Here is a 12,155-nt window from a genome sequence, read left to right as displayed (position 1 = left end):
TAGGCAAGCCTAAAACTCTGGAGGAGCCCCATGCGGGTCGTCATGTTCGGCTACCAGACCTGGGGCCACCGCACGCTCCGAGCGCTGCTGGACTCCGAGCACGAGGTGGTGCTCGTGGTGACCCACCCGAAGAGCGACCACGCCTACGAGCGGATCTGGAGCGACTCGGTGGCGGACCTGGCCGCCGAGCACGGCGTCGAGACGATCACCCGCAACCGCCCGGACGACGACGAGCTGTTCCAGCGGCTCAAGGAGGTCGAGCCGGACGTCATCGTGGCCACCAACTGGCGCACCTGGATCCCGCCGCACATCTTCACCCTGCCCAAGCGCGGGACGTTGAACGTGCACGACTCGCTGCTGCCCGCCTACGCGGGCTTCTCGCCGCTGATCTGGGCGCTGATCAACGACGAGAAGGAGGTCGGCGTCACCGCGCACATGATGGACGAGACGCTCGACGCGGGCGACATCGTGCTCCAGCGCGCCGTCCCGGTCGGTCCGCGCGACACGACCGCCGACCTGTTCCACAAGACGCTGGAGCTGTTCGGCCCGATCACCGTCGACGGCCTGGCCCTGATCGCCGAGGGCCGCACCGAGTTCACCAAGCAGGACCGGTCCAAGGCCAGCTTCTTCCACAAGCGCGCCGAGGAGGACCTGCGCATCGACTGGACCTGGCAGGCCGACGAGCTGGACCGCCTGGTCCGCGCGCAGTGCGCCCCGTACCCGAGCGCGTTCACCTTCCACAAGGGCAGGCGGCTGGAGATCGTGGAGGCGGAGGTGTCGCAGGCCCGCTACGGCGGCACGCCCGGCCGGATCTTCTACCGCGAGGGCGACGGGGTGGCGGTCGTCGCCGGCGCGGACGCCCGGCGCGGGCGCAACCACGCCCTGCTGGTCAAGCGCGTCCGCACCGAGGACGGCCGGGAGCTGGGCGCGACGGAGTACTTCACGCACATGGGTGGCTACCTGACCGCGCGCCCGGAGGCGACCGCCTGAGCAGGCGACCGCCCCACCCGGTGACCGCGCCGTGACGGTGATCGCTGATCATGGGGCCCATGAGCCGCAAGCGGACGACGACGTGGGCGAGCGTGGCGGTGCTGGTCCTGCTGCTGGCGATCGGCTACTACCTGACGCGCTACCAGGAGTCCAAGCCCCCCGCCCAGCCCACGGCGACCGGCGCGCAGCCGCCCGCCCAGGACCCGGCACCCGTGCTCGCGGGCCTGGTGGTCGCGCCGGAGGGGAAGATGGCCGGCTACAGCCGGGACCGCTTCCCGCACTGGAGCGGGCAGGGCAACTCCTGCGACACCCGCGAGGTGGTGCTCCAGCGGCAGGGCGCGGACGTCCGCAGCGACAAGGACTGCAAGGCGACCTCCGGCACGTGGGTCAGCGCGTACGACGGGGTGACCGTCACCGACGCGGGCAAGCTGGACATCGACCACACCGTGCCGCTGGCCGAGGCGTGGCGCTCGGGCGCGGACAGGTGGACCGACGAGCAGCGCCAGAAGTTCGCCAACGACCTGGGCGGCATCCAGCTCGTGGCGGTGTCCGCGACCAGCAACCGGGCCAAGGGCGACCAGGACCCGGCGAAGTGGAAGCCGCCCGTGGAGGCGTACTGGTGCACCTACGCGGTCAACTGGATCACCGTGAAGAGCACCTACGCGCTGACCGTCGACCAGGCCGAGCACGACGCGCTGGCCGCCATGATCGCGGTCTGCCCGAAGTAGCCGACGACCGCCACGGGCTCCGGCCGGGAGCTACGGGCGCAGGGTCTGCAACTGGTCGAGCAGGTCGGTGTGCACTTCGGTGCGCCGCACCCAGGCCGCAGAGCCGGAGCCGGCGCTGGGCGGGTCACCCAGGGGGTCGACGGCGGTGGTGACGCCGTACTCCAGCCGGTAGGCGATCAGGCCGGTGGCGGCCCGCACCCACGGGTTCGGGTCGGGGCTGGGGATCTCGCCCAGGCCGACCCGGAACCACAGCGGGAGCCGGGTGTCCTCGGCCAGGGCGCGCTCCAGCCGCCGCGCGGCGGCTTCCCAGATCTCCTCGCGGGCCTTCTCCCCCGCCAGGACGGCCTCGCGCCGCCTCGGGTCCTCGGCCGCCGCCGTGTCGGCCTCCAAGCGGGCTTCGGCGTCCTGCGCGCCGGCCTCGGTGGCGCCGATCTGCCAGTCGAGCTGGTGCACCTCGTGGTCGAGCTGGTCGCGGTCGATCCGGGGCATCCGGCCGGCCGCCAGGCGGGCCCGGCCGGCGTCGCGGCGCTCCTTGAGCGCCTCGTACTCGGCGACCTCCTGGCGCAGCTCGACCCGCACCGAGTCGGCCAGGACGTCCTGCTCGGCGTCCCACGCCGCCCGCAGCGCGGCCACGACGGGGACGACCTCGCCGGCCACGGCGTCGAAGTCCTCGTCCGGGCCGGAGCCGGCACCGGACAGCCGCCGCTCCAGCACCAGCAGCCGCGCGCTGACGCGCCCCAGCTCGGCGGTCAGCAGCTGGGTGCGGTGGACGAGGTCGGCGACGGTCGGTTCGACCGCGTCGAGCCGCTCTTTCTCCGTGGGCACGCGATCAAGCCAACCCCACGGACCGCTGCCGGCAGCCCGCCCGGCGGGAAAACCACGCGGACGGTCCGCAACAAACCCCCGGCCAGGTCAACGGCCCCTCACGGACAGTCACCTAGCGTAAACAGCCACGCCACGGTGTACTTCTGGAGCATGTCGACATCGGTTCACGAGACGGAACGCAAGTACGAGGCCCCGACCGGCGTCGCGCTGCCGGACCTGGCCGATCTGCCCGGGGTGGCCGCCTCGGCGGGCCCGGAGGAACAACGGCTGGAGGCGGTCTACTACGACACCGCCGACCTGAGGCTGGCGCGCGCGGGGCTGACGCTGCGCCGCCGGGTCGGCGGCGACGACGCCGGCTGGCACCTGAAGCTGCCGGTCGCCGAGGACACCCGCGAGGAGGTGCGGCTGCCCCCGGGCCGCGCTGCGAAGCACCCGCCCAAGGAGCTGAACTCGCTGGTCCAGGTGCACGCGCGGGGCGACGAGCTGACGCCGGTGGCCCGCATCCGGACGACCCGGCAGCGCTGGCAGCTCGTGGACGATCGGGGTCGGCTGCTGGTCGAGGTGGTCGAGGACCTGGTGTCCGCGCAGGACGTCGCGGACGAGTCGGTCGACTCCTGGCGCGAGATCGAGGTCGAGCTCGGCGAGGGCGGCGACCGGGCGCTGCTGGACCAGGTGGAGCGCCGGCTGACCGAGGCGGGCATCACCCGGTCCACGTCGTCTGCCAAGCTGACCCGGCTGCTCGCCGGGCGGCTCGCGCCCGAACCGCCCGCGCCCAAGCGGGGGAAAACCGCGGGCGACGTGGTCTTGGCGTACTTGCGCGAGCAGGCGGACGCCCTCAAGCACCAGGACCCGAGGGTGCGCCGTAGGGAAGAGGACGCGGTGCACCAGATGCGCGTGGCGACGCGACGGATGCGCAGCGCGCTCCAGGCGTTCGGCAAGGTCGTCGAGCGCGACCGGACCCGTGAGCTGACCGACGAGCTGAAGTGGTTCGCGGGCGTCCTCGGCGCGGCGCGGGACGCCGAGGTGATGCGCGCCGGCTACGAGGCGAACGTGGCGAAGTTGGACGACACGCTCGTGCTCGGCCCGGTGTCGGCTCTGCTCACCCGGCACTTCGCGCCGTTGGAGGCCGGTGCCCACGAGGCGGCCACGACGGCGATGAACAGCCGCCGGTACTTCGCCCTGCTGGACGCAGTGGACGCGTTGATCGCCGATCCACCGTTGACGCCGTTGGCACGTGTCAAGGCGAAGGACGTGCTGCCCGAGTTCGTGGTGAAGGCGTACAAGCGGCTGGCGGGCAACGCGGAGAACGCGCACGACGACGAGTCGCTGCACGAGTCCCGCAAGGCGGCCAAGCGCCTGCGGTACGCGGTGGAGACCGTGGAGCCGTTGTACGGCAAGAAGGCCAAGAAGTACCGCAAGCACCTCAAGGGCCTCCAGACGTTGCTGGGCGACCACCAGGACAGCGTGGTGGCACGGCCGGTGCTGCGCGAACTCGGCGGGCAGGCGCACCTGGAGGGCGAGAACGGGTTCACGTTCGGGCTGCTGTACGGCCTGGAGGAGGCGAAGGCCGCGCGTGCGGAGGAGCGCTTCCCGACCGTGTGGCGGGATCTCGGCAAGCCGAAGTTTGTCTGATTGGTCTGGACCTTGACACTCTCGGGGCACGGCTGAAACGGTGATCGAAGCCGCCGCACGGGTGATCCACACCGATCGCAGGAGGATGTCCGTGCCTCAAGGAGTGGAACGACCAAGCCGTGCCGGCCGGCGCGCGCTCGGCTCCGCGCTCGCCGCCCTGCTGGTGCTGGGCGCGTCGGGGACCGCCGCCGCAGAACCGGTCACGGCCGCCCGGGAGAAGCCTGTGTCCCACACGATCGTGCCCGCGCCGGTGAAGGTCACGCCCCGACCGGGCGTCACCTACGCGCTGTCCGGCGACACCCGCATCCACACCCAGCCCGGCTCCGACGAGGCGGAGCGGGTCGGCGAGTACCTGGCCGGCGTGCTGCGGCCGTCCACCGGCCTGCGCCTGCCGGTCGCGCCCGGCGCGTCGGGGCGCGGCATCTCGCTGCTGCTGACCGGCGCGGACCCGCGCGTCGGCCGGGAGGGCTACCAGCTCGACGTCACCAAGCGCGGTGTCGTCATCCGCGCGCTGACGGCGGCCGGCCTGTTCGCGGGCGTGCAGACGTTCCGCCAACTGCTGCCCGCGAAGGTCGAGTCCCGGACGAAGCAGCGCGGGCCGTGGCACGCGACCGGCGTCAGCGTGCTGGACTACCCGCGCTACGAGCACCGGGGCGCGATGCTCGACGTGGCCCGGCACTTCTTCTCCGTGGACGAGGTCAAGCGCTACATCGACCAGGTCGCCCGGTACAAGGTCAACCGACTGCACCTGCACCTGACCGACGACCAGGGCTGGCGGCTGGAGATCAAGAGCTGGCCGAACCTCACCGCGCACGGCGGCAGCACGGAGGTCGGCGGCGGTCCGGGCGGCTACTACACCCAGGACCAGTACCGCGACCTGGTCGCCTACGCGGCCTCCCGGCACATCACGGTCATCCCCGAGATCGACCTGCCCGGCCACACCAACGCCGCGCTGTCCTCCTACCCCGAGCTGAACTGCGACGGCGTGGCCCCTCCGCTGTACACGGGCATCGAGGTCGGCTTCAGCTCGCTGTGCATCGACAAGGACATCACCTACGAGTTCGTGGACGACGTCCTGCGCGAGGTCGCCGCGTTGACGCCCGGCGACCACATCCACATCGGCGGCGACGAGGCGCTCAAGACCACGGACCCGGACTACATCAAGTTCATGGACAAGGTCCTGCCGCTGGTCGGGAAGCACGGCAAGATCGCCTCGGGCTGGCACGAGTTCGTCAAGGCCACGCCGGACGCGTCCGCGATCCCGCAGTTCTGGGGCACCAAGACGGTGGCCGAGGACATGGTCGCCGCCGCCGGACGCGGCAACCGGATCGTGCTCTCGCCCGCCACCAAGGCGTACCTGGACATGAAGTACGACGAGAACACCGAACTGGGCCTGAAGTGGGCCGGCTACACCGACGTCGAGGACGCCTACGACTGGAACCCCGGGGCGTTCATCCAGGACCTGCCGGAGTCGGCGGTGCGCGGCGTCGAGGCCCCGCTGTGGACCGAGACGCTGACGAACTCGGCCGAACTCGAATTCATGGCCTTCCCGAGGCTGCCCGCCATCGCCGAGCTGGGCTGGTCGCCGTGGACGACCCACGACTGGGCGAAGTTCCGGGAACGCCTGGCGGCCCACGGCCCGCGCTGGAAGGCGCAGGGCGTCAACTTCCACCCCTCGCCCCAGGTCCCCTGGAAGTAGGTGCCGAGGCCGGGGAGCGCCGTCTCCCCGGCCCGGCTCAGTAGCGCACCACCAGGTTCTTGGTCTGCTGGTAGGCGTCGAGCGCCGCTCGGTGGTCCTCGCCGCCGAGACCGGACCCGCCGCCGAACGCGGCGTGCGCCGGGTACCGGAAGTGGTCGTTCACCCACACGCGCCCGGCCTGGATCTCCCGGGCCGCGCGGTAGGCCGTGCCGCCGTCGCGCGACCACACGCCCGCACCGGGCCCGCACGCGATGTCGTCGGCGGCCTTCACCACGTCGTCGAAGTCGTCGAACCGGGACACCACGACCAGCGGGCCGGCGACCCCGTCCAGGCACGCCCGCGCCTTGTGGTCGCCTTCCAGGACGGTCGGCGCGGCGTAGAACCCGCCGGACAGCCCACCGCCGAGGTCGAGGGGCTCGCCGCCGCACACCAGCCGCGCGCCCTCGTCCCGGCACGCGCGGGCCTGGGCCAGCAGCCGGTCCCGGTGCCCGGCGGTGACCTGCGCGCCGACCTCGGTCCGGGTGTCCAGCGGGTCGCCCCGGCGCAGCGCGCGGGTGCGCTCGGCGGCGTCGGCCAGGAACTCGTCGTGCGCGGGACCCTGCACCAGCACCCGCGACGGGCACACCTGCCCCTGGTCGAGGGCGAACGCGGTGAAGCCCGCCAGCGCCCGGTGGTAGAACGCGTCACGGCGTGCGACCACGTCGGCGAAGTACACGTCCGGGCCCTGGCCGCCCGGCTCCACGGCGACCGGGACCAGGTTCTCGCTCGCGCACCGCGCCGCCAGGCGGCCCGTGGACGCCTCGCCGCCGAACGCGATCCGGCCCACCCGCCGCGACGACGCCAGCGCCCGGCCCACCTCCTCGCGCAGGCCGGTGACGACGTTGACCACGCCCGGCGGCAGCAGGTCCGCGATCAAGCCCACCAGCACGTGCACCGAGGCCGGCGTCTGCACGGCGGGCCGCAGCACCACGGCGTTGCCGGCGGCCAGCGCGGGCGCGAGCTCCCACACGGCGCTGAGCAGCGGGAACTGCCACGAGGCGAGCTGGCCGACCACGCCCAGCGGCTCCGGGAAGCGGTAGGCGACCAGGTCGCGGCCGACCTGCGAGACGCCGCCCTCCTGCGCCCGGACCGCACCCGCGAAGTACCGGAAGCGGTCCACCGCCAGCGGCAGGTCGGCGGCCAGCGCCTCGCCGACCGGCTTGCCGTTCTCCCAGGTCTCCGCGACGGCGAGCGCCTCCAGGTGGTCCTCGACCCGGTCCGCGACCTCGGTGAGCACGGTCGCCCGCTCGGCCGGCGAGGTGCGGCCCCACCCCCGGGCCGCGCCGTGGGCGGCGTCCAGGGCGTGGTCGACGTCCTCGGCGGTGCCCCGGGCGACCTCGGTGAACACCTCGCCGGTGACCGGTGAGGCGTCGGCCAGGTAGCGGCCCCGGGCGGGCGGCACGTGGTCGCCGCCGATGAAGTGGTCGTACCGCTCGCGGTAGCTCACCACGCTGCCGGGCCGGCCGGGTGCCGCGTACCTGGTCATCTGTCCGCCTCCCGCGTCGCGTTGATCGCCGCGCGACGGTAGGCCCCGGAACGTTGCAGTCACGTTGCACCCGATCGGAGCAACGACCGGCTTGCCGCTACGCGCGGCGACGGGTCATCCTGGTCAGCCAGGAGGTTCCCGATGCACCCAGACCCGCGCCGGCTCGCCCGACTGCACGAGGCGACGCTGAGCGGGATACCGGCGGACGGCGCGCGCCCGGTGATCGTCGAGTCGTGGCGGCGCTCGCTGGCCGCCCTGGTCGACCCGGACCGGCACGAACCGCCGGTGGTGCTGGACCGGGACGAGGTGGTCGAGGTGCGCGGCGCGCACCCGCTGGCCCCCGTGCTGCCGGTGCTGCGCGAGGCGCTGGTCAGCATCGCCGACGCCGGCCAGCACATCATGGTCGTCACCGACGCCGAGGGCCACGTCCTGTGGTGCGAGGGCGCGGCGACCGTGCTCGGCCTGGCCGAGCGGGTGCGGCTCTCCGAAGGCGCGCGGTGGAGCGAGGACGCCATCGGCACCAACGCCATGGGCACCGCCCTCGCCCTCGGCCAGCCGGTGACCGTGCACTCGGCGGAGCACCTGGTGCGGACCTACCACGGCTGGACCTGCACCGCCGCGCCGGTGCGCGACCCGGACACCGGCCGCACGCTCGGCACCGTCGACGTGAGCGGCCCGCTGGCCAGCGTGCACCCGGCGATGGGCGTGCTGGTGGTGACGGCCGCCCGGCTGGTGGAGAGCCAGTTGCAGGTGCGGCTGGCGATGCGCGACGAGCGGGTGCGCGCGGCCCACCTAGACCACCTGGTCGGTCTGCGCGGCGAGCCCGGCGCGCTGCTCAGCGCCGGCGGGCGGGTGCTGGCGACCGCCACCGAGCTGCCCGCGCGGGTGGACGTCTCCGGCGACCCCGTCCGGCTGGCCGACGGGCGGGAGGCGGTCGTCGAGCCGCTGGACGGCGCGTACCTGCTGCGGGTGCCGCGCCCGACCCGCCGAAGACCGGTGCTGTCGCTGCGGTTCCTGGGCGAGGCGACGGGCTCCCTGGACGGCCGCGCGCTGGCGCTGTCGCTGCGGCACGCGGAGCTGCTCGCCGCGCTGGCCCTGCACCCGCTCGGGCTCACGGCGGAGCAGTTGGCGCTGCGGCTGTACGGGGAGCGCGGGAACCCGACGACCGTCCGGGCCGAGCTGCACCGGCTGCGCCCGCAGCTCGGGACCGTGCTCTCGACCCGCCCCTACCGGCTGTCGGCCGACGTCCGGGCGGACTTCCTGACGGTCCGCGCGGCGCTGCGGGCGGGTGACGTGCCGCTGGCCGCGTGCGCGTACCGGGGCGAGCTGCTGCCCAGGTCGGACGCGCCCGTCGTGCGCGAGGAGCGCGCGGACCTGGCGGCGTCCGTGCGGCGCGGCGTGCTGGACCACGGGGACGTCGAGGTGCTGTGGGCGTTCGCGGGCGCGGTGGAGGACGCGGAGGTCCTGGAACGCCTGGCCCGCACCCTCCCCCGGTCCGACCCCCGGCGCTCCTCGGTCGAGGCCCGGTTGGAGCGGGCGCTCGCGTAGGCGCGGTCCGCCTAGGCTGGGCGGCATGGGGTTCTTCGCGCCGGGTGACGTGGCGTTGCGCCGGGAAGTGCTGCACGGCAGGCCGTGGGCGGTCACGCCGACCAGGGTCGTGGCGGACGGGCCGGAGCTGCTGGCGGTCTTCACCGTCCCCGGCACCAGGTTCGGGTTCCCGCCGCACCCCGTCCCGCACGGCTGGCAGGCGCTGGGCCGCGAGCAGTGGCACGGGCACGGCAAGCTCCAGCTGCACCGCCCCGGCGACGCCTACTCCGTCGACCTCTACTGGCAGGGCGACGACCGCCGCTTCGCCGGCTGGTACCTCAACCTCCAGGACCCCTTCCGCCGCACCCCGCTGGGCTTCGACACCCTCGACCACGAGCTGGACTACTGGGTGCCGGTGGACGGCCACTGGATCGACCGGGACCGCGAGGAGTTCGAGCACCAGGTCGCCGACGGCAAGTACACCGCCGAGCAGGGCGACGCCATCCGCCGCACCGGCAAGGAGGTGGAGGCGATGCTCGACGGCGGCACGACCTGGTGGGACCCGGCCTGGTCGGCGTTCACCCCGGACCCCGGCTGGCCCGTGCCGACCCTGCCGGCCGGCTGGGCGGACTACCCGCTGCCGTGAAGGTCCGCCCGCTCACCCCGGACGCCCTGGTCGCCGAGCTGGTCGCGCGGATCGACGAGCAGCGCGCGCCGTGGACCCGCGTCCTGCTCGACGGTGCGCCGCCGACCCGGCCGGAGGGGCTCGCCGACGCCCTGGTGGCTCCGCTGAGGGCCCGTGGCCGCCCGGTGCTGCGGGTGTCGGCGGCCGACTTCCTGCGGCCCGCGTCGGTCCGCCTGGAGTTCGGACGCACCGACCCCGGCTCGTTCCGGGACGGCTGGCTGGACACCGGCGGCCTGCTGCGCGAGGTGCTCGACCCGCTGGAGCCGGGTGGGAGCGGGCGGGTGCTGCCGTCGCTGTGGGACGCCGCCGCCGACCGGGCCAGCCGCGCCGACTACGCGACCCTGCCCGAGGGCGGTGTGCTGCTGCTGGACGGCACCCTGCTGCTGGACAAGTGGCTGCCCGCCGAGCTGACCGTGCACCTGTGGCTGTCCGGGGCCGCGCTGGCCCGCCAGACCGCGCCCGAGGAGGCGTGGACGCTGCCCGCCTACGACGGCTACGACCCGGCAGCCGATGTGATCGTGCGCTACGACCACCCCACGAGACCGGCCCTGGTGGGTAGTCTCGACTGAGACCGACCGGGGGAGGTGGACGTGGCCAGGCTGCAACTGCTGCTCGCGCTCTACCTGCCGGGCCTGTTCGCGCTCACCCTGCTGCACTCGCCCGCCGACCTGCTGGCCGTCGTCACGGCCGTCGCCGTCGTGCTCCTGCTGCTCTCCGCCGCACCTGCGGTGCAGAGCGCCCCCGCGTGGGTGCGGTCCCTCTCCCTGCGCGAGAAAGCCCTGAGAACGGCGTTCCTGCGGCTGCGCGACCCCGACGCCGCAGGGCGTCCCCGTCCACGAGCACCGGGACTCGGCCTGAGCGCCTGAGGTCCCCTTCCCGCTCGTGCAAACGGAGTACCCCCGTGTTCTACGACCTGGGCTCGGCCCTGGCCGGCGTCGCCACGCCCGCCCTCGCCATCGTCGCCTTCACCGCTGTCGTCCGACTGCTGATGCACCCGCTCAGCCGCGCCGCCGTGCGCGGCGAGAAAGCCCGCGCCGCCCTCGCCCCCGAGGTGCGCGCACTCCAGGAGAAGTACCGGAAAGACCCCCGCAAGCTCCAGGAGAAGACCCTGGAGCTCTACCGGGACAACGGCACCTCGATGTTCGCGGGCTGCCTGCCCGCCCTCGTCCAGGCACCGTTCTTCATGGTGATGTACCGCCTGGTCAGCACGCCGAACCCGCTGCTGGACGGCACCCTGTTCGGCACGTCGCTGGGCACGCACTGGTTCGGCGCGTTCGAGCACAACGCCGTCTTCCTGCCGCTGTTCGCGGTGCTGGCCGTCGTCGCGTTCGCCACCTCGCGGTGGCAGGCGGCGGTGGCGGCCCGGTCGGGCGGGCCGCAGCCGCCGTTCGCCAAGCTCCTGCGGCTGCTGCCCTTCGGCACGGTGGCCATCGCGGCGGTCCTGCCGCTGGCCGCCGGGGTCTACCTGCTGACCACGACTACTTGGACGCTGCTGGAGCGAGCTTGTCTGTACCGCGCAGTTCAGCTCCCGCCTCGTGCAGGAACGTCAGCACGTACCCGTACGAGGTGAACAGCCCGCACTCGGCGTAGGAGATCGACTTGTCCCGGCAGAAGTCCCGGACCAGCTTCTGCGCGTGGCGCAGGTGCGGCCGGGGCATGTTCGGGAACAGGTGGTGCTCGATCTGGTAGTTCAGGCCGCCGAGCAGGAAGTCGGTGAACCAGCCGCCGGTCACGTTGCGCGACGTCAGCACCTGCTTGCGCAGGAAGTCGAGCTGGTGGCCGGCGCTGAGCACCGGCATCCCCTTGTGGTTGGGCGCGAAGGAGCACCCCATGTAGACGCCGAACAGGCCCTGGTGCACGGCGATGAACGCGACGGCCTTGCCGGGCGACATGATAGAGAAGACGAGGACGAGGTAGCCGGCGACGTGCGCGGTGAGCAGCACCAGCTCGAGCTGCCACCCGCGCACCTCGCGGCGCACGGCGGCGGCGGTGCTGATGACGTGCAGGCTGAAGCCCTCCAGCAGCAGCAGCGGGAAGAACAGCCACGCCTGGTGCTTGACCACCCAGCGGAAGAACCCGCGCTTGCGCTGCGCCTGCTCGGCGCTGAACGCGAGCACGGCGATGTCGACGTCCGGGTCCTCGTCCTCGTGGTTGGGGTTGGCGTGGTGGCGGTTGTGCTTGCCCATCCACCAGCCGAACCCGACGCCGATCAGCAGGTTGCCCAGCACCAGGCCGATCGCGCCGTTGACCTTGTTGGTGGCGAACATCTGCCGGTGGCCGGCGTCGTGGCCGAGGAAGGCGATCTGGGTGAACACGACGGCCAGCAGCGCCGCCAGGGCGAGCTGCCACCACGAGTCACCGACCACCACCATCGCGGTGACGGTCAGGCCCAGCGCGGCGACCCCGCCGACCAGGCACAGCACGTAGAAGCCGATCCGGCGGTCGAGCAGACCCGCTTGTTTGACCGACCGGGACAACTCCGCGAAGTCACTGCCGCGCCTGGAAGACGCATCGAGGTTCACGGGCGGAGCTTAAGGGGCGGGC

12 protein-coding genes are annotated in these 12,155 nt (G+C 73.3%); 9 read left to right on the top strand and 3 right to left on the bottom strand.

Annotation, left to right across the window (positions count from 1 at the left end):
* Positions 1-30 precede the first annotated feature (30 nt).
* Both AB0I60_RS15965 and AB0I60_RS15960 read left to right on the top strand, forming a co-directional pair.
* Positions 31-990 (top strand): methionyl-tRNA formyltransferase, encoded by a 960-nt coding sequence (locus AB0I60_RS15965; protein WP_360730238.1) that lies wholly within the window; start codon positions 31-33, stop codon positions 988-990.
* Positions 991-1,049: 59 nt separating this feature from the next.
* On the top strand, positions 1,050-1,718 hold the full coding sequence (locus AB0I60_RS15960; RefSeq protein ID WP_360730235.1) for an HNH endonuclease family protein: 669 nt from the start codon (positions 1,050-1,052) through the stop codon (positions 1,716-1,718).
* A 30-nt stretch (positions 1,719-1,748) separates the two neighbouring features.
* Here the strand turns inward: AB0I60_RS15960 and AB0I60_RS15955 are convergent, their stop codons facing one another.
* Entirely contained in the window at positions 1,749-2,543 is a 795-nt protein-coding gene (locus tag AB0I60_RS15955) for a hypothetical protein (protein WP_360730232.1), read from the bottom strand.
* 150 nt (positions 2,544-2,693) lie between these two features.
* Here AB0I60_RS15955 and AB0I60_RS15950 point away from each other — a divergent pair, with 150 nt between their 5' ends.
* Both AB0I60_RS15950 and AB0I60_RS15945 read left to right on the top strand, forming a co-directional pair.
* Positions 2,694-4,175, top strand: a complete 1,482-nt coding sequence (locus AB0I60_RS15950; RefSeq protein WP_360730230.1) for a CYTH and CHAD domain-containing protein — start codon at positions 2,694-2,696, stop codon at positions 4,173-4,175.
* Between the two features lie 85 nt (positions 4,176-4,260).
* Positions 4,261-5,874, top strand: coding sequence for a beta-N-acetylhexosaminidase (locus tag AB0I60_RS15945; RefSeq protein WP_360730227.1), 1,614 nt, complete (start codon positions 4,261-4,263; stop codon positions 5,872-5,874).
* Between the two features lie 37 nt (positions 5,875-5,911).
* On the opposite strand, the gene AB0I60_RS15940 is transcribed toward AB0I60_RS15945, so the two are convergent.
* Positions 5,912-7,399: an aldehyde dehydrogenase family protein gene (locus AB0I60_RS15940; protein WP_360730225.1), complete on the bottom strand. Its 1,488-nt coding sequence runs from the start codon at positions 7,397-7,399 to the stop codon at positions 5,912-5,914.
* A 141-nt stretch (positions 7,400-7,540) separates the two neighbouring features.
* Between AB0I60_RS15940 and AB0I60_RS15935 the strand changes: the two genes are divergently transcribed.
* From AB0I60_RS15935 to AB0I60_RS15915, 5 genes are read left to right on the top strand one after another with little or no spacing between them, the layout of a single operon-like run.
* Positions 7,541-8,947 (top strand): GAF domain-containing protein, encoded by a 1,407-nt coding sequence (locus AB0I60_RS15935; protein WP_360730222.1) that lies wholly within the window; start codon positions 7,541-7,543, stop codon positions 8,945-8,947.
* Between the two features lie 25 nt (positions 8,948-8,972).
* Entirely contained in the window at positions 8,973-9,572 is a 600-nt protein-coding gene (locus AB0I60_RS15930) for a DUF402 domain-containing protein (protein WP_360730220.1), read from the top strand.
* A complete protein-coding gene (locus AB0I60_RS15925; protein ID WP_360730218.1) occupies positions 9,569-10,180 on the top strand; it encodes a uridine kinase in 612 nt (203 codons plus the stop codon). Before AB0I60_RS15930 ends, AB0I60_RS15925 begins: the two co-directional genes overlap by 4 nt.
* A gap of 21 nt (positions 10,181-10,201) precedes the next feature.
* Positions 10,202-10,477 carry a DUF6412 domain-containing protein gene (locus tag AB0I60_RS15920; protein WP_360730215.1) on the top strand — a complete coding sequence of 92 codons (276 nt, stop codon included), beginning with the start codon at positions 10,202-10,204 and terminating at the stop codon, positions 10,475-10,477.
* A 35-nt stretch (positions 10,478-10,512) separates the two neighbouring features.
* On the top strand, positions 10,513-11,181 hold the full coding sequence (locus AB0I60_RS15915) for a YidC/Oxa1 family membrane protein insertase (protein WP_360730212.1): 669 nt from the start codon (positions 10,513-10,515) through the stop codon (positions 11,179-11,181).
* On the opposite strand, the gene AB0I60_RS15910 is transcribed toward AB0I60_RS15915, so the two are convergent.
* Complete coding sequence (locus tag AB0I60_RS15910) at positions 11,090-12,133, bottom strand: acyl-CoA desaturase (RefSeq protein ID WP_360730209.1); 1,044 nt, start codon at positions 12,131-12,133, stop codon at positions 11,090-11,092. The genes AB0I60_RS15915 and AB0I60_RS15910 overlap by 92 nt on opposite strands.
* Positions 12,134-12,155 lie beyond the last annotated feature (22 nt).

It is taken from the genome of Actinosynnema sp. NPDC050436 (genome assembly GCF_040655415.1).
Taxonomy (GTDB): Bacteria; Actinomycetota; Actinomycetes; order Mycobacteriales; family Pseudonocardiaceae; genus Actinosynnema.
This window is presented reverse-complemented; position numbering and strand designations above follow the sequence as displayed.